The sequence below is a fragment of the Peribacillus sp. TE19612 genome, assembly GCF_056279465.1.
Map to the genome: position 1 here is coordinate 119,651 of NZ_JBWCCL010000001.1, position 18,481 is coordinate 138,131.

The window sequence follows — 18,481 nt, forward strand, 5'->3', positions numbered from 1 at the left end:
ACCATCTAAGTTGAAGCTTACGTTGGAAGGCATGCCAGTTTGTAAACAAAAATAAAGAAGAGGAGGGATTCATATGCGTTGGGTTGTTCTCACTCTATTATTCTTTGGAGCCGTCATCAATTTTGCAGATAAATCGATCGTGGGCCTCGCAGCTGTTCCCATCATGAAGGAATTCAATCTTACCTATGCAGAGTGGGGTCTTGTTGGAAGCAGTTATTATTGGCTTTACCCAGTAACAGGGATTTTTGGGGCTGCATGGGCTGATCGGCTGGGGGCTAAAAAAGTTCTGGGGTTCATCATGCTGACATGGACTGTTTTGCAATTCGGCGTTTTAGCTATCACCGCTCTTCCGTTATTAATTCTATACAGGATTTTACTTGGCGCATTCGAAGGGCCTTATAGCCCAATTGCTTACAGCCATGCCGATAAGTGGTTTCCGCCGAAGCTGAAAGGTTTTGCCAATTCGGTTGTTGTTGGCGGAGGGACCGTTGGTGCGATGATCGTGGCACCGATCCTCGTTTCCTTAATTACGATATTCGGCTGGAAGGTTGCCTTTGCAGCACTTGGTGCAGCAAGCCTTGTTTGGTTCTTCCTCTTTCAATTTTTAACAAAGGAAAATCCGGTTGAAGTATACGAAAACGTCCAAAAGAAAAAGAAACAGAAACTGGAAAAAATAAAAGTGAAAGACTTTTTGCTGCTATTGGCTTCACCAACTGCTTTGTTTACTACACTAGCTTATTTTTCAACGTATATTTTAGTTGTTTGGTTTTCTGTTTGGCTCCCGATTTATTTAGTGGAAGCCGTTAAAATGACTCCAGGTCAAATGGGAACCAGCGTTGCGATAATCGGAGTCGTTTCTGTATGTATTTATATGGGGGTTTCGATGGCGTCTGATCATTTATTCAAGAAGAATCAGAATTGGCGATCATCAAGGGTATTCGTCGTTGCGGGCGCCATGATTCTTGGTGCATTGTTCTTTTCCTCAATCATGATATTTCAAAATCCAATCTGGGTGATAGTCGCCATGTGTTTAGCAAAGGGTCTTACATACGCCATTTTACCAATCGGACCAACGATCATGATCAATGAAATGCAGGAGCGGGGGGGATTGATGACAAGTATCTTAACATCATCAGGAAATCTAGCGGGCATTGTTGCACCTCTATTAACTGGCTATATCATAAGTCTAGCTGGAGGAAATCAACTATTGGGTTATAATCTATCGATATTGTTCATGGCCATCCTTGTCCTGGCTTTTGGCATCCTGTTTGCGATATTCGTTAAACCGGCCGGGAAACTTAAAAATAAAAGTTCGGATAACTTTGACCTTAAGTCCTCATAAGCAGGCCGAACCTGCTTACATTCAATGAAACTGGTGAAATGAAGTCATGCCATCAAATAATGGTGTGAATAAAATGAAAAAGGAGCGGATGTGAAATGAATAGAGATGCCGTCATAGTTTCTGCAGTTCGAACAGCAATTGGAAAACAGGGAGGTGCACTTGCATCTGTTCCTGCCCACGTATTTGGAGCAGAAGTGATGAAAGAAGCCTTGAAACGAGCGAATGTAGAACCTCGTATGGTAGATGATGTAATCATGGGGAATGTGTTAAGCGGGGGTGGAAACATTGCCAGGTTAACTGCACTGGAAACGGGCCTCTCGATTCATCTTCCGGGACTGACTGTCGACCGTCAATGCGGCTCGGGAATAAATGCTGTCAACTTGGCTGCACAAGCGATCCGGGCTGGCGAAGGCGATGTCTATATCGCCGGTGGGGTCGAGAGCATGAGCAGGGCGCCATACTTGATGGACCGACCGGAAAAACCATACAGTGCAAAGCCGCCGCAGTTCAGAAAGTCCAGGTTGTCCCCTAAAGAGATTGGCGATCCCCCGATGGGAATCACGGCTGAAAACTTAGCGGAAAAATATGAGGTCGGCAGGGAAGAACAAGATGCCTTCTCTCTGCAAAGCCAAAAAAATATGGCCAGAGCCGTGGAAGAGGGTCGGTTCAATGAACAAATTGTGCCTATCCACATTCCCGTCAGAAAAGGTGACGATATCGAATTTAAATTGGATGAACATCCTCGACCGCAAATAACGAAAGAAGGGCTAGCCAAATTATCGCCTGCGTTTCTGGAAGGCGGGTCCGTGACTGCAGGCAATAGTTCAGGATTGAATGATGCCGCATCAGCATTGGTCATCATGTCGAGGGAAAAAGCGGTGGAATTGGGGATTAAGCCTTTAGCGACGATCAGGGCACAGGGAGTTGCAGGGGTAGATCCAAATTATATGGGAATAGGACCTGTTCCCGCTATAAGGAAGGTAATGGAGAAATCAGGACTTTCCTTAAATGAAATGGACATCATTGAGATAAATGAAGCATTCGCCGCTCAAGTCATTGCTTGTAATCGGGAGCTTGATATGAATCTAGCAAAAGTGAATGTGAACGGGGGAGCCATTGCACATGGACACCCACTAGGTGCGACGGGTGCCATCCTCATTACGAAAGCGGTTCATGAATTGAAGCGTTCTGCCGGAAGGTTCGCCCTTATTACAGCTTGCATTGGGGGCGGACAGGGAATTGCCACGATAATTGAACGTGAAGCCTGATTTTATAAGTGTGTTTACAAAAAAACAATGAATTTAGCACAGCATTCAACCTAAATGCCTTACTTGTCTATGGCTACTATACATGAACAGAACTAAGGAGGAATAAACTCATGACAATCACTTTAACCAAGGAAATGCAGCAAATGAAGGAAATGATCCGTAATTTTGTTGAAAGGGAAGTGGAGCCCTTCGCCATACAAATTGAAGAAGAAGATGCCATCCCTGAGCATTTAGTGGAAAAAGCAAAAGACCTTGGCTTATTCGGGATAAGCATTCCCGAACAATACGGTGGAATTGGCTTAAATTCGGTGGGAAAAGCTACCGTATTAGAGCAGTTAGGAAGGACCCATAATGGTTTCGTTTCATTAATAAGCGCTCACACCGGGATTGGCAGTACAGGTCTGGTTAAGCTGGCATCCGAACATTTGAAAAATAAATACTTGCCTGAAATGGCAGCAGGCACGAAAATTGGCGCCTTTGCTTTATCTGAACCCGGAGCGGGATCGGATGCAACCAATTTGGCAACGAGTGCAGAAAAGAAGGGTGATTACTGGGTGATGAACGGGACGAAACATTTCATCACGAATGGGCCGATAGCTGATGTTTTTACAGTATTCGCACTAACGGATAAAGATAAAGGGGCAAAGGGGGGGATTACCGCTTTTTTAGTGGAAAGAGATTTTCCCGGTTTGACTGTCGGCAAAAAGGACAAAAAAATGGGATTAAGAGGATCATATACCTCACAGGTCATTTTTGAGGATTGTATCATACCTGAAGAAAATGTGATCGGTGAAGTTGGAATGGGATATATCTCTGCACTTAAAATTTTAGGTGAAGGTCGAGTAGGATTGGCTGCAAGAGCAGTGGGTTCAAGTGGGAAATTAATTGAATTATCAGCCAAATATGCCAAAGAGCGCATTCAATTCGGTAAACCGATCGCTGACAACCAAGCGATTCAATGGATGCTTGCTGATATGGCAACCGAAACGGAAGCCGCAAGAGCATTGACGATGATGGCGGCACAAAAGATTGATGAAGGAAAAAAAGTGATCAAGGAAGCTTCAATGGCAAAACTGTTCGCTTCTGACGTTTTTAATCGGGTGGCGGATAAAGCGGTACAAATTCATGGCGGGATGGGATATATGGCTGAATATCCAGTAGAACGTTTTTATCGGGATGCCCGCATAACGAAGATCTATGAAGGAACGAATGAAATCCAACGTTTAATCATTGCAAGAAATGTCTTGGAAGAGTGCTGAATGTTTACTGTTTTATTCGGGCAGGTAGTCTTTTGCCCAAGTATCCGGAATTTCAAGGGGGAGGAACGAAATGGGAGAAGATATCGTGATCGTGAGTGCTGTACGAACACCAATTGGTAGGTACGGTGGAGCATTTAAAGAGATTAGTTCCGGTCATTTGGCTAGCATTGCCATTAAAGAAGCGATCAAGCGGGCAAATATTGCAGCGGAACAAGTGGATGAAGTCATTTTCGGGGAGGTTAGGCAAACGACCGAATCCTCGAATGTCGCGAGGGTGGCAGCATTGCGATCAGGGATTCCCGATTCTGCACCGGCTTTTACGGTAAACCGGTTATGTGCATCTGGAATGCAGGCCATCACCTCAGCAGCACAGCAGATAAGCTCAGGTCAAGCAAATATAGTCGTTGCCGGGGGTACGGAAAGCATGAGCCGGGCACCGCTTTATTTAAGAAGTGCCCGTTTTGGGGGAGACAGGACCCAACTAGTTGATTCTAATACTGAAGCTGGGCAGCAGCCTCAAGAAATTTATGGAAAAAGTTTAGGGATGGGAATCACCGCTGAAAATGTCGCACAGCGATACAACATTTCCAGGGAAGAACAGGATGCCTTTTCAGTGGGAAGTCAACGAAGAGCGGCGCAAGCGTTAAAAGAAGGAAAGTTCAAGGATGAGATCGTTCCTGTCCAGGTCTCTGACAGGAAGAGTACGGTTACCGTTGAAACGGATGAATATCCACGCCCCGATACCACAATGGAAAAGCTTGCAAGCTTAAAACCGGCATTCAGGGAAAACGGAACCGTCACTGCAGGGAATGCTTGTGGCCGAAATGACGGGGCAGCTGCATTGGTGTTAATGAAGGCCAGTGAAGCGGAACGGTTGCAAATACAGCCGATCGCAAAGATCGTCGATTGGGCGACTGCCGGAGTTTCTCCTGAAGTGATGGGAATTGGTCCAGTACCAGCCGTTGGAAAACTTATGGAGCGCACCGGGAAAAAAGTTGAAGAAATTGGGCTTTTCGAATTAAATGAAGCGTTCGCTTCACAAGCATTGGCAGTAATCAGGGATTTATCGCTAGATGAAAACAAGGTGAATGTAAACGGAGGCGCCATTGCACTTGGGCACCCTGTCGGATCGACGGGCGCAAGGATCGTGACAACGCTAATACATGAACTGATTCGCAGAAAAGAAAAATATGGAGTTGCTACACTTTGTGTTGGCGGCGGACAGGGAATGGCGATCATGATTGAAACGATTTAGTCCAACGATAAAGGAGTGGAAACCCCATACGTTTCTGCTCCTTTCCGTATATAAGTTGAATTGCATAAGTGAGGGGGAGGAAGATTGTCTGTTGAAGTGGAGGATATTCGGAATCAATTCGAAAGTAGTGCATTCTTTTCACATATTGGGTTTGAAATCATCCGGTTTGAAGAAGGGAATGTAACAATAAAGCTAAACATTGAAGAACATTTACTTAATGTCAATGGAACACTGCACGGAGGCATTCATGCCACCATGCTGGATACCATCCTAGGAATGGCGACTCGTTCCGTCACCAAATCTAAAGTCGTGACGACAAGCTTAACTGTCTATTATTTAGCCAGCATATCAAGCGGGGAACTATTCGCGGAAGCAAAAGTACTTCAAAAAGGATACAAAATTGCCTTTACTGAAGGAGAAATAAAAGATGCTGAAGGCAACATCATTGCAAAAGGCACAGGAATTTTTAAAATCATTCGTGATAAATGAGGCAAGGATATCAAGTCGGCTGACAAGTGACTATGCTCCATTTTACTAGAATAGAATGAGGTGTGAAAAAATTGACTAGAGCTTGGCATGGATTTTATCCGAAAGAAACTCCTGCTGAACTTGATATTCCAACATTGTCCTTATATGGACTCCTTGAACGTTCAGCCCAACTTTACCCAACCTGCAAAGCCGTAATAGATGGGGATCGGGAAATGACATATATGGAATTAAAGGATGCCGCAGATCGTTTTGCTGTGAATTTAGACAACCGAGGATTTCAAAAAGACGATCGTATAGCAATCATGTTGCCAAATTGTCTAGAATATATCATTGCCTATTATGCCACCCATCGTTTGGGAGGTATGGTCGTTCAAGTGAACCCACTGTATAAGTCGAGTGAATTGGACTATATATTACGGGATTCCGGAGCCAATTGGTTCATTGGGCGGGAGGTACAACGGGAAATATTAGCGCTAACAAGTTTTTCTGAAAGGTTAACGTTCATATCTGCCGAGCAATTAATGGAAACTGGAACGGATTTATCAAGGAAAGATAAGGAACTTCCTGTTCTGGACATCGATCCAAAGGAAGCTGTGGCTGTTCTTCAATATACAGGGGGAACTACAGGGAAATCAAAAGGGGTCATGCTCACGCATTTTAATTTGATCTCGAATGTATTTCAAGATTTTGCTTTCACGGCTAATGCCCTTCAACTTCAAAGTCCTGGCGAACGGATGCTTGGATTGACCCCATTATTCCATGTCTTTGGTAATGGACGATTGAATAGTGCCATATATGCCGGTTCAACTTATATCACATTAGAGAAATTTGAAATAGATAAGGTGGTAGATTTGATTCGAACACATCGGCCAACCATTTTTCCTGGTGTCCCGACCATGTATATTGCTTTATTGAATCACCCGGATTTGACGGCGGACGATTTATGCTGCTTTAAGTACTGCAGCTGTGGTTCTGCGCCGCTCCCGATAGAAATCATTCAACAGTTCGAAAAAAAATTACGGGTTACAATATTAGAAGGATTTGGGATGTCGGAAACTTCCCCCACTACACACCGTAATCCAGTCATAGGACAGAAAAAACAAGGAAGTATCGGAATTCCATACCCAAATACCGATGCTAAAATCGTCGATTTGAAAACAGGCGTTGATGAATTGCCAGCAGGAGAAAGAGGCGAACTGATCATTAAAGGTCCGCAAGTAATGAAGGGATATTGGGAAAATCCAGAGGAAACGGCAACAGCTTTGCGGGATGGATGGCTTTACACTGGGGATATCGCGACGATGGATGAAGAGGGATATTTTTATATCGTAGGCAGGAAGAAAGATATGATCATTGCAAGCGGCTATAATGTTTATCCAATTGAAGTCGAGGATATTATTTATCAGCATCCAGCCGTAAAAGAGACTTGTGTGTATGGAGTACCGGATTCATACCGTGGGGAAACGATAAAAGCGGTTATAGTCTTAAAGAAAGGAAAGTCAGTCTCGGAGCAGGAAATAAAGGAGTTTTGCATGCAACGATTGGCCAGATATAAAGTGCCGCGAAGTTTTGAGTTCAGGGAGCAACTTCCAAAATCAGCTGTCGGGAAAATATTGCGCAGAATATTAATGGAGGAAGCACAGAGCCCTACTGCCGGGGGGAGATAAGCATATCAATTATCGTAAGGGAGCTCAGATGAAACCCTAAATAAGGGAAACCTTTATTCGAGGTTCCCCTTATTTAGGGTTTATAGACTATAAATCTACTTTCCTTTTAGGGGAATTTCAAATGAAGTCCCATCCACCAATAAATCATGAGACTCACCATCCGCTATATCATCGGTAGTGAATGAAAAGGAATCGAGCCGATCTAATTTTGCCTCTGGATCAACCAATAAACCAATTGTGCCTTTTCTCAATTCTCCTGGTTGGTAATCTGATCGACTTACTTTTTTTGTCCCCATAAAAGTATCCCCGGAATGGATGAAATTTTTAGAAGGCACATCATATGTAAGATCATCATTGAAAGTAACATTTTCCATGCTGAAGAACTGAAGTTCCTTCGAATCTTTATTTTCAACAGAATAAGTTATCTCTAGATAAGAAACCTCTTCATCGATATCCGTTTTAGACAACGCCGCCTGTTGATCGATTTCCTCCATGGATAAATTCTCTTTATAATATATCGAATAGGCATCTTCAAAACTCAATCCCGTATAGGACTTGAGTTCCTCTTTTACTTCATCTGTGAGTGAAGATAATTGAATCCTGCGGATATCCTTGACTGTGATGACCATCGGTGCCAATTCAAAAGCCTCATTAATAGACTTCGTTTCTAGTAATCTGAAGGTTCCCCAATTTTTTTGGCGAACCTTATCCCCGACTTTTTCAAGATGGATCCCGCCATATTCATCAACCTCAGGAATTTTGGATTCCTTAGCTTCCGCATTTTCCCCTTTTTCAGTTTTATCGCTCTTGAAATAATTTAAGGCAATCACACTTAAACAAATAAGCAATAATCCAACCATTGCTGAAATGATCCAACTTTTACGAATACTTCATCACTCCTTGTTTTAAACCAATGATGTCAAAGAATAATATACCATTTTTTTGAAAAAGAAGGAAAGGGGAGTGCCTGAAGATTGATCCTTATGATTACTAGAACATGTTCATCCAAATGATTCGAAGTGCCCTGTCCATGATAATGATTTCTCAGCTACAGTACAAGCCGTTTTATAAAAGATTCATATCATATTTATAACGAAGGGGAAATCTTGAAAAACTGAGAACATGCTTTTATTCTTTTATAGTTTTCTCATCCCTGGAGACCTCTCTAGTACCAAATTTTTTAACAAAGGAGACGTTTAGGGAATGTTGTGGCCAATTAACAATGGTAAGGAAAGGTTACATCAGCCAAATAAAAGTGCAATGCTGTCCATGCAAGAGATAAAAGCCATTGAGTCCTGGATATCTCAAATAGGGATATTCCAAATATATATAACCCCTGGACAATTAGTATCTACCGCCAGAAAAACGCTCAAGTTCAAATATAAAATAATCGGGCATGGTTTTAACCGGGTCGTCTATGATTTAAATAATGGCTATATTTTAAAAATTGCATTGTCACAAGTAGGACTAATAAGCAATGCAAATGAAGCCTATATATACAATAACTGTAATGAGGAAGTCAAAAAGTTTTTATGTCCAGTTAAGGAGTATGGGGCGGGCTGGATAATCATGAAGAAGGTGGACACGAAAGTGCCGTTTGCAATCAAGGAATATACGAAACTGATCAAGTTGGAATTGAAATTCCTGAGGCACGGTATTATCCCAATAGATTTGCGTTTAGATAATGTCGGTTATAACGAGAATGATGAAATGGTCGTCATTGATTACGGTCTATTCACCATGGATCTCAAAAGCCCCGTGCTGCGATGGCTTGTTTGATGAGATGTCTTTTAAAAGAAAATATAAAATTGATTTACAATGAGGTGATTAGGCGAAGCGGTGAATCTTGTGCTCACTTGATTTTATCGAATGGTCTAAATGAAAGAAGCATGTTACGAAAGGCTTTTTTGTGCAACATGCTTTTTTTATGGTTTAAAGGATCATAACTGATGACACAACGCTAGCCACCTTTTTATCATTTTGAAATAAATCTGCAAGTACATAAGCTGTTTTTTTTCCGATTCGGTCTACTTTTGCTTCAACTTGTACGTCTCCTAATCTTACTGGTCGATGAAAGGTAGTATGTAAATCAATGGATGCGAAGGATTGTCCGATGCTTAATTTAGATGATATCGCATAAGCCATCATAATATCTGCTGCAGAAGTGACAAATCCACCCATCGCTACACCAATTCCGTTAATAAACTTTTCATCTACTTTCCATACACCTCTCGCAATTCCATCCTGGGCATAATTTGCTTCAATCTGTAACGTTAGATCACAATTCGGAGGTTGTTTCCCCTCTGTAATAACTTGTAAAAGCTCGTTTCCTTTAGATGGTTCCCCCATTAAATTACCCCCCTTGAATAAGTTGAAACTACAGAATATTCTAACATATATCTTGGTGTCAATGAAGTTATTGATTTTACAAATAAAGTAATTAGAGACCCGGACCAAGAAATGTAATTTGGTGGTGGATTTGATTTCCACTCCAGGTACTCGCTTTCCGCGGTCGGTCTGGGGAGCCTCCTCAGCTTCCGCCTGCGGGGTCTCCCCTAGACACGTTTTTCCCGCAGGAGTCTCGCACACCCGTTCCAATTAACTTTGTTTTATTTAGATAGAATCCTTTTGTCAACAAACTAGAAAATTTTTGTTTGCCGACAGTCTTTTTTTGTGGGTTTATAAAATGGGAACGTTGATTTCCACGTCAGGCACTCGCTTTCCGCGGGCGGGCGGGAGCCTCCTCGGCGCGCCTGCGGGGTCTCCCATGCCACGCTTTTCCCGCAGGAGTCTCGTACCTTCCGTTCCAATCAACTTTGTGTTTTAAAAGAAAAAACTGTAGGCTGCTCTATTCGGAACCAAGTTTTAAACTAGTTTATACTTTAAGTTTTTCAGATGTAATCCTCATTGGATGGAAGAAAATTGCGACACTCCTGCCGAAAAACTGGCTAGCCTAGACCCCACAGACGCTTGCGTCGAGGAGGCGTAGCAGACAGTCGGCGGAAAGGGAGCGGATTTCAGAAATCAACGGGCATGTTATTTTATAAAAAAACGTAGGGAAGTTTGAAGTTGATAATTATCTAAAAAATCAAAAACTTCTTCTTTTTCTAATTAAATTGTGATAGTGTATAAAAAAGAGAAGTATTAACTTCGTTATAATTTTAAAAAGAAGTATTTAATTCATCAGAAAGGAGTGATATGGTGGAACATCTTCCATTTAAATTATTAGTAAAAGAAAAATTTGATCATCTATCGGCAGGTCAAAAAAAAGTTGCCGCTTATCTGATTGAAAATTTGGATGAAGCCGCGTTTAAAACGGCATTTCAAATTGGTCGGGAAGCGGAGGTTAGTGAAACAACGGTCATTCGCTTTTCCTATTCTTTGGGATTTGAAGGGTTTAGTAAAATGCAGTCAAGGATTCAAAAACAGCTGCTGCACCAAAATCAAATAGACTTATCCAATACTGATTCCATTCTCCGCATTGATGACAAGCAAGATCCCTTTACAAAAGTGATAGAAAACGAAGTTCATATTTTAAGACATCTATTAGATCATACGAACGTTCAGGACATATGGAAAGCAGTCGATGTTCTGATCCAGGCTGACCAAATATTGATTGCAGGACATCGGATTTCCCATGCCGCCGCCTATTGGTTCTCCTATACGCTAAGTTCATTAAGGGAAAATGTAAGTTTATGTTCACCTACAGGAGACTTCTATGAAAAGTTTTGTAATCTCACAAATAAGTCTGCATTAGTTGTTTTTTCCTTTCCAAGATATGCAAATGAAACATTAAAAGTTGCTGAGTGTGCCAAAGAACAAGGAGTTTGTTTAATTTCAGTTACAGACCGCCTTCTGTCACCAGTTGGACGCATCTCTGATATTTCACTGACAACTGAAGAAAACGCAGAAACCGGAACCAATTCAATCGCTTCCGTTATTAGCTTGTTGGACTTGGTCATTGCAGGCATCCATCAAAAAGACGCAAAACGGATATATACCCATCAGCAAAAATTAGAAAGGCTATATTCAAGCTATGAAGTGTTTAATGAATGAGTTTTTAATAAAGTTAAAATTCATGTAAAGGAGGAGGGGCATCATTATGGACCCGATTCAATATATTGATCACCATCAAGAAACATTGATGAAGTCCTACCATGAGTTGCATTCTTTGGCTGAGCCAAGCTGGCAGGAAGAAAGAACGTCTTGCTATATTTTAAAATGTCTTAGGGAAGCGGGCATAACCGTAAAAACATTTCAGAGCCATTATGGAATCATTGCCGAGATTCCAGGCATTTCAAAAAAGGTTGTAGCATTAAGGGCTGATATGGATGCGCTTGTTCAGGAAGTAGATGGAGTTGTTAAAGCCAATCATTCATGTGGACACGACGCACATAGCACAATGGTTTTATATACAGCATTGGCCATTGCCTCCAGCGGAATCCAGCCTAAACACACTCTCCGGTTTATATTTCAGCCTGCAGAAGAAAATGGGGAAGGCGCTCTTCAAATGATAAATGATGGCGCGTTGGAGAATGTTACATATTTATTCGGGGTACATGTAAGACCCAGTACGGAGGTTCCTTATATGAAGGCTTCCCCCGTCATTGTCCATGGCTCAGCCGAAACAATAAGGGGTACACTCAAAGGCCTTCAGGCTCATGCATCCCGTCCGCAAGATGGAATAAATGTAATTGAAGCAGCAGCTTTGCTTGTCAAAAAATTACAGCAGATTAATCTGGAAACCGAAATTCCTTATTCCATCAAAATGACTCAATTTGAAACAAACAATAAAGCATCAAACGTTATCCCGGAAACAGCTGTCTTTGCTATTGATGCCAGAGCACAGTCAAATGATGTAATGAATGAACTAAATCGCTTAACAAAGGAAGCTTTTGAACAGACAATGGAACAAACTGAAACATCCATCTCCTGGTCTGCGGAAGAATTTGTCCCAGCTGCTACCTTGAATGAAAAGGCGATAAAGCTGGCTGAGGCCGCAATTGCAGATATCCTTGGGATGGAAAATGTCGTTTCAGTCTGTGTTTCTCAAGGAGGAGAGGATTTTCATTTTTATACAGCCGAAAATCCTGAAATAACTGCAACCATGATGGGTTTAGGCTGCGATCTAACGCCTGGTCTGCACCATCCGGATATGAAGTTTAATTTACAAGCACTTATTTATGGAACGAAAATTTTAATTAACACAGTCATGATGGCGGCAGAAGAGTAAAATTTTTCACTTAAAAAATTAATGAAGGGGTGTTTTATGGAAAATACGGCACAAACATCACAAACCGGGGGCCAAACAGCTGCTGATGAAAAACAACTGGAGCGAAAACTCAAACCAAGGCATCTATCGATGATTGCAATCGGGGGCACCATTGGAACGGGGCTATTTTTAGCAAGCGGTTCCATTATTCATACTGCGGGTCCTGGAGGAGCTGTGGCTGCTTATATAATTGCCGGGATCATGGTTTACTTTTTGATGACAAGCTTAGCCGAAATGGCTGCCCTTATTCCTATTACAGGCTCTTTTAGTACCTATACATCAAGGTTTGTCGATCCTGCATTAGGATTTGCGGTCGGATGGAACTATTGGTATAACAATGCAATCGTAGTCGCACTGGAATTAGCAGCTTCCTCCCTGATAATGAAATATTGGCTGCCTTCTGTTCCAGGCATCATTTGGAGCGCATTATTTCTTGCACTCATATTTGGCCTTAATATTTTATCGGTAAAAGGATATGGAGAATCAGAATTCTGGTTTGCCATTATAAAGGTTTTGACGATTATCATTTTTATTGCAGTAGGTTTATTAATGATTGTTGGAATCATGGGAGGGGATGCCGTAGGTTTTGAAAATATCACCAAAGGGGAGGCACCGTTTAAAGGAGGCTTTTTATCTATTATAAGTGTCTTTATGGTGGTAGGATTTGCCTTTCAAGGTACCGAGTTAGTAGGAATTGCGGCCGGCGAGAGTGAAAACCCAAGAAAAAATATACCAAAAGCCATTAAGCAAATCTTCTGGAGACTGCTCTTGTTTTATGTATTGGCGATAATTGTGATTGGATTTTTAATAAGCTATAATGATCCGCGTTTGTTAAGCTCGGATATTGAAGATATTGCGGTAAGTCCCTTCACTCTAGTTTTTCAAAACGCTGGGCTTGCCATCGCTGCCTCCGTTATGAATGTGGTCATTCTTACTTCCGTTCTTTCTGCAGGCAATTCGGCCATGTACGGAGCTTCTCGCGTGCTTTGGGTGCTGGCGAAAGAAGGCAAAGCCCCTTCGTTTCTAAAAAAAGTGAATTCAGGCGGCATTCCAGTGAACGCTGTGTACTTTTCTACCATCGTTGGGATGGCAGCTTTCCTGACCTCTCTTTTCGGTGAAGGCACGATTTATACTTGGTTATTGAATGCTGCAGGATTATCCGGTTTTTTATCCTGGTTAGGAATTTCGATTACACATTATCGTTTCCGGAAGGCATATATTGCACAAGGTAGAGATTTGAAAGATTTGCCTTATGTATCAAAATGGTATCCATTCGGTCCGATATTAGCCACACTTTTATGTGTTACGGCAATCCTGGGACAAAATTACTCTGCATTTTTCGGTCCTGAGATTGATTGGTATGGAATTTTAATTTCCTATATCGGGCTTCCTTTATTTTTCCTGGCTTTTCTAGGTTATAAAATCGTAAAGAGAACAAAAATGACTCCATTGCAAGAGGCCGATTTCAGTAAAGTGGAATAACCTCTTTTGTAAAAAAGCAGGAAAGTATTATTAAGAAAGATCATTTACATGATAGCCCAGTGCCTCGTAACGATATGCCGTCATCTGTGGACTGCCTTGTCATCTTATGTTGTCAATAAGGGCACTTGTGCTATACCAAGGAGGTTGACCATGACGAAATCACAGGAAATTGTAATTCGTTCTATTCATGGAATTGAAGAGCTGGAGGACGTAAGAAAGCTAGAGTCCAGCATTTGGGGAGAAACCGACTCAATCCCCACACACCAAACCTTAACAGCCGTGAAAAACGGCGGTTTGGTTATAGGAGCTTATTGCGAAGGAAAGCTGATTGGATTTCAATACAGCTTTCCGGGATTCAATGGGCAATCAGCCTATCTTTGTTCACATATACTAGGCATAAATGAGCAATTTCGCAACAAAGGTATAGGCGAGAAGTTAAAGTTAGCACAACGTGAGGAAGCGCTAAAGCTTGGCTATTCCCTTATTACCTGGACATACGATCCTTTGGAAAGTGTTAATGGGTATTTAAATATAGCCAAGCTCGGTGGGGTATGCTCCACATATATAGCAAACTGCTATGGTGAAATGGAAGATCTTTTAAACAGCGGAATTCCTTCTGACCGCTTTCTTGTCGAATGGCATATTGAAAAAAAAGAGACAACGGATTCTAGCGGAGGGGGAATGCCGCTGGACTTTGTGATGGAAAACTCGCTTATTCAATGGGATACCATTGAAAAGGGATTACCTGTTCCAACTTTCACTCGTCCGCTGCCTGAACAAGAATGTGAAACAGCTTTTGTGGCCCTTCCAAAGGACTTCCGAACAATAAGAGTCACAAATATTCAAGCGGCCAAAGAATGGCGGATGAAAACCAGGGACATTTTTACCGGATTATTTCAGCAAGGATGGCAGGTAACAGGTTTTATGAAGAATTCCATGACGGAAATTCCCGTTCAGTTTTATGTGCTATCAAGGAAATGAACTAGAAGAATATATATAGTGTTTAGTAATTTCAGGCTGTGTAAGCTATTAATAAAAAAATTGTAAGACTGTGTCTATTAACAGTTTTATCACAGAAGGAGAATTTCTAAGTGAAAATTAAACAAGTTATTCTAAGGCATCTTAAGCTAGACTTGCTTGAACCTTTTACAACTAGCTTTGGGACGGAATACGATAGGGATTTTATCCTTGTGGAAGCCATAAGCGATGATGGCATTTCCGGTTGGGCTGAATCGGTTGCGATGCTTGACCCTCTGTATAATGAAGAGACCTTAAAAACAAACTGGCATATACTAGAAGACTATCTAATTCCAATAATCCTAAAAAATGAAATCAAGCATCCTGATGAAATTTCCGAAAAATATTTCACCCATATTCGCGGAAATTATATGGCAAAAGCCGCTTTAGAGGGTGCCGTTTGGGATTTGTATGCTAAAAAGCAAGGTGCTTCTCTTTCAAATGTGTTAGGTGGAACAAAAAAGAAAATTGAAGTGGGGGTAAGCATCGGAATAAAGGATTCGATCGATTTGACCCTGGATATAATTGAAGCTCGTCTCGGTGAAGGCTATAAACGTTTTAAACTAAAAATCAAACCGGGCTGGGATGTTGAATTAATAGACAAGGTACGAAAAGTATATCCTGAAATCCCGCTCATGGCCGATGCAAATTCAGCTTATACCTTAAAAGATATAGACCGGTTATCCGCCTTGGATGATTTTAATTTAATGATGATTGAGCAGCCACTTGCCTATAATGATATCATTGACCATGCAGATTTACAGTCAAGGTTAAAAACACCTATTTGCCTGGATGAAAGCATACACTCATTAGAGGATGCCAGGAAAGCTATTAAATTGGGCAGCTGTAAAATTATTAATATTAAGATTGGCCGTGTCGGAGGTTTGACTGAATCTATGAAAATCCATGATTTATGCCTTGAACATGGCATTCCGCTATGGTGTGGAGGTATGCTGGAATCAGGCATTGGAAGAGCTCATAATATTGCAATCACTTCACTGCCGAACTTCATTCTTCCCGGTGATACCGCAGCTTCCTCCCTCTATTGGGCAGAAGATATCACTGACCCTGAAGTTACAGTGGAAAACGGAATGATCAGTGTTCCAGAATTGCCTGGAATCGGCTATGAACCAAGCATTGAAAAAATCAAAAAGTATACTATACACAGTCAAACCTATCATTTAAGTGAGAATGTTGCTAGAAACGCCTAGGGTGCTACAACATTGCATAAAGGCATGATTCCCGAAAAAGGGAGCATGCCTTTTTTATTTATAATCCACTTTCCATTCAAAATATATTGTAATTCGACCTTCTGCCATGTATGGTGTTATGAAATGCAGATTAGCTTTTCTTATATCCTTTAAAAAGTTATCATAATAGAGTCTTTGTACATTGTATATATACACATTTATGATACAAAACTGTATGTATAGAAAAAAGGGGTGAGGCGATGCGAAATTTACATACTATCTGTGCCGTAATAACCGTCTACCTTTTCTTTTTTTGCTGTTTCTTTCCTTCAGCAGTCCATTCGGAAGCCGAAAAAGTGATACGGGTTGCAGGGGATAATAACTTTCCACCTTTTGAATACTTGAGCGATTCGGGTGTTTATACCGGTTTCAATGTGGATATAATGAACGCCATTTCTATCGAGACTGGCATTAGGTTCGAATACTTTCCCATGCCGTGGAACGAGGCAGTACAAGCTATGCGCTCTGGAAAAGTGGATGCGATTCAAGGCATGAAGTACAATCAAGAACGTGAAGAGATTTATGATTTTTCAGCTCCGTATTTCACAAGTTCACAAGGGATTTTTGTGTTGAAAGATAATATGTATATCCGAAAAATCGAAGATCTTAAAGGCCGGAAAGTAGCTGTACAAAAAGGAGATGTTGCAAGCGGTCTATTAAGTAAAGTCGATCGTTTGCAATTGGTGGAAACTAATAATCAACAAGAAGCCGTTCAGTCGCTGATCGACGGTAAAGTGGATGCTTTCATTGGAAATCGGATTACGGGTCAATATTTTCTACAGAAAAGTGAGCAGCAATCACTCATTAAGATTGTCGGTGAGCCACTTGACACCACAAATTATGCTGTAGCCGTGATGCCGAAAAACAAAGAGTTGCTGACACTATTCAATCAGGCAATTTCTCAAATCAAGAAGGATGGAACGTATGAAAAGATAGAGAAAAAGTGGTTCGGGGAATATATCCTCCCAAATACTCAACGGCTACGCAAAACGCTGCTGTATTTGGAAATTGGTCTTATTCTTACCTTCATTATGATTTCTCTCATCTTATGGTGGAATCTCAGCCTTAAACGAGAAGTGGCTAAGCGAACCGAGCAAATTGAGCATGTGAATAAAGACTTGGAAGAGAAGATGCTGCTTCTTGAGGAAAACATCAACTTTCAGCAGCAAGTAATAAACAGTGGCTACAGTTCGCTTATTACACTGAATCAGCAAGGTCTTGTATCGATGATTAATGTTAGGGCCATGGAATATTTGGGGGTGGACGGTAATGTTGTTGGAAAACGTTTTCAGGATCTGCCAACTGCCCGTTTCATCCCGGAAAAGGAGATTAGGGCTGCCTTAGAGAAAAAGAGAGTTTTCTTGCAAAAGGAAACGGTGTGGTCTCAGTATGTGGGCAAAAAAAGGCATATAACATACAGCGTGTATCCAATTCAGACTATTGGGGGAGAAAGTGTAGGTGCGGTGTTGAATTTTTTCGATAGTACGGAACAAAAACAATTGGAGAGAAAAGTGGCTCAGGATGACCGATTGCGTTCATTGGGTCAACTCGTAGCGGGTATCGCTCATGAAATAAGAAACCCGTTAACATCCATCCTTACCTATACGCAATTGCTGCCGAAAAAATTTGCAAGCGCAGATTTCCGAACGTTCTTTTCCGAACAGGTCACTAGTGAAATTACCCGACTTAATACATTGATTAATGATTTGCTCGATTATTCCCGTCCTAAAAAATCAGAGCCAGTCACATTTTCGCTGAATGAGTCCATGGAAGGGATTGAGCTATTGCTTAAGCCGAAAATCAAAGAAAAAAACCTGAGCATTGTTCGCGAGTTCGCTGGAGACATTCAGGCAACTGCGGATAAACAGCAGATCAAACAAGTACTGGTGAACGTCATTCTCAATGCCATTCAGGCGTCCAATATAGGGGGAACCCTTATTTTTAGGGCATATTATCGGGATATGTTCACTGTCGTTGAAATCGAGGATGAAGGGATCGGGATTTCGGAAGAAGACATTGATAAGATCTTTGAACCGTTTTACACCAGGAAACCAAACGGGGTAGGGCTAGGGCTTTCTATTACGTATCAGCTTGTCAAAGAAAACGATGGCATTATCGAGACAAGAAGTGAAGTAGGAAAGGGAACAGTAGTGACCATTTGTTTACAGCATTAATACAGA

15 protein-coding genes are annotated in these 18,481 nt (G+C 41.5%); 13 read left to right on the forward strand and 2 right to left on the reverse strand.

Features of this window, described 5'->3' with window-relative positions; all coding sequences use genetic code 11:
* The first annotated feature begins 73 nt into the window (after nucleotides 1-73).
* From ACZ9AO_RS00620 to ACZ9AO_RS00645, 6 genes are all read left to right on the forward strand, one after another.
* Nucleotides 74-1,342: an MFS transporter gene (locus ACZ9AO_RS00620; protein ID WP_476108191.1), complete on the forward strand. Its 1,269-nt coding sequence runs from the start codon at nucleotides 74-76 to the stop codon at nucleotides 1,340-1,342.
* 95 nt (nucleotides 1,343-1,437) lie between these two features.
* Nucleotides 1,438-2,610 carry a thiolase family protein gene (locus tag ACZ9AO_RS00625; protein ID WP_476108192.1) on the forward strand — a complete coding sequence of 391 codons (1,173 nt, stop codon included), beginning with the start codon at nucleotides 1,438-1,440 and terminating at the stop codon, nucleotides 2,608-2,610.
* 110 nt (nucleotides 2,611-2,720) lie between these two features.
* Nucleotides 2,721-3,869: an acyl-CoA dehydrogenase family protein gene (locus tag ACZ9AO_RS00630; RefSeq protein WP_476108193.1), complete on the forward strand. Its 1,149-nt coding sequence runs from the start codon at nucleotides 2,721-2,723 to the stop codon at nucleotides 3,867-3,869.
* A gap of 70 nt (nucleotides 3,870-3,939) precedes the next feature.
* Nucleotides 3,940-5,124, forward strand: a complete 1,185-nt coding sequence (locus ACZ9AO_RS00635) for a thiolase family protein (RefSeq protein WP_476108194.1) — start codon at nucleotides 3,940-3,942, stop codon at nucleotides 5,122-5,124.
* A gap of 84 nt (nucleotides 5,125-5,208) precedes the next feature.
* The gene (locus ACZ9AO_RS00640; RefSeq protein WP_476108195.1) at nucleotides 5,209-5,613 is read left to right on the forward strand and encodes a PaaI family thioesterase; all 405 of its coding nucleotides are present in this window, start codon (nucleotides 5,209-5,211) and stop codon (nucleotides 5,611-5,613) included.
* A 62-nt stretch (nucleotides 5,614-5,675) separates the two neighbouring features.
* Nucleotides 5,676-7,280 carry a long-chain-fatty-acid--CoA ligase gene (locus ACZ9AO_RS00645; protein ID WP_476108196.1) on the forward strand — a complete coding sequence of 535 codons (1,605 nt, stop codon included), beginning with the start codon at nucleotides 5,676-5,678 and terminating at the stop codon, nucleotides 7,278-7,280.
* 95 nt (nucleotides 7,281-7,375) lie between these two features.
* Here the strand turns inward: ACZ9AO_RS00645 and ACZ9AO_RS00650 are convergent, their stop codons facing one another.
* Nucleotides 7,376-8,140 (reverse strand): hypothetical protein, encoded by a 765-nt coding sequence (locus ACZ9AO_RS00650; RefSeq protein WP_251542142.1) that lies wholly within the window; start codon nucleotides 8,138-8,140, stop codon nucleotides 7,376-7,378.
* A 343-nt stretch (nucleotides 8,141-8,483) separates the two neighbouring features.
* Here ACZ9AO_RS00650 and ACZ9AO_RS00655 point away from each other — a divergent pair, with 343 nt between their 5' ends.
* Nucleotides 8,484-9,059, forward strand: a complete 576-nt coding sequence (locus ACZ9AO_RS00655; protein WP_476108197.1) for a hypothetical protein — start codon at nucleotides 8,484-8,486, stop codon at nucleotides 9,057-9,059.
* A gap of 153 nt (nucleotides 9,060-9,212) precedes the next feature.
* Here the strand turns inward: ACZ9AO_RS00655 and ACZ9AO_RS00660 are convergent, their stop codons facing one another.
* Nucleotides 9,213-9,629, reverse strand: a complete 417-nt coding sequence (locus tag ACZ9AO_RS00660; RefSeq protein ID WP_034312878.1) for a PaaI family thioesterase — start codon at nucleotides 9,627-9,629, stop codon at nucleotides 9,213-9,215.
* An 849-nt stretch (nucleotides 9,630-10,478) separates the two neighbouring features.
* On the opposite strand from ACZ9AO_RS00660, the gene ACZ9AO_RS00665 reads away from it, so the two are divergent.
* From ACZ9AO_RS00665 to ACZ9AO_RS00690, 6 genes are all read left to right on the forward strand, one after another.
* Nucleotides 10,479-11,336, forward strand: a complete 858-nt coding sequence (locus tag ACZ9AO_RS00665; protein WP_251542149.1) for a MurR/RpiR family transcriptional regulator — start codon at nucleotides 10,479-10,481, stop codon at nucleotides 11,334-11,336.
* A gap of 46 nt (nucleotides 11,337-11,382) precedes the next feature.
* Nucleotides 11,383-12,513 (forward strand): amidohydrolase, encoded by a 1,131-nt coding sequence (locus ACZ9AO_RS00670; protein ID WP_476108198.1) that lies wholly within the window; start codon nucleotides 11,383-11,385, stop codon nucleotides 12,511-12,513.
* Nucleotides 12,514-12,549: 36 nt separating this feature from the next.
* The gene (locus tag ACZ9AO_RS00675) at nucleotides 12,550-14,034 is read left to right on the forward strand and encodes an amino acid permease (protein ID WP_476108199.1); all 1,485 of its coding nucleotides are present in this window, start codon (nucleotides 12,550-12,552) and stop codon (nucleotides 14,032-14,034) included.
* Between the two features lie 150 nt (nucleotides 14,035-14,184).
* Nucleotides 14,185-15,015 carry a GNAT family N-acetyltransferase gene (locus tag ACZ9AO_RS00680; protein WP_476108200.1) on the forward strand — a complete coding sequence of 277 codons (831 nt, stop codon included), beginning with the start codon at nucleotides 14,185-14,187 and terminating at the stop codon, nucleotides 15,013-15,015.
* A 110-nt stretch (nucleotides 15,016-15,125) separates the two neighbouring features.
* Nucleotides 15,126-16,262 (forward strand): o-succinylbenzoate synthase, encoded by a 1,137-nt coding sequence (menC, locus tag ACZ9AO_RS00685; RefSeq protein WP_476108201.1) that lies wholly within the window; start codon nucleotides 15,126-15,128, stop codon nucleotides 16,260-16,262.
* Between the two features lie 239 nt (nucleotides 16,263-16,501).
* Nucleotides 16,502-18,475 carry a transporter substrate-binding domain-containing protein gene (locus tag ACZ9AO_RS00690; RefSeq protein WP_476108202.1) on the forward strand — a complete coding sequence of 658 codons (1,974 nt, stop codon included), beginning with the start codon at nucleotides 16,502-16,504 and terminating at the stop codon, nucleotides 18,473-18,475.
* Nucleotides 18,476-18,481 lie beyond the last annotated feature (6 nt).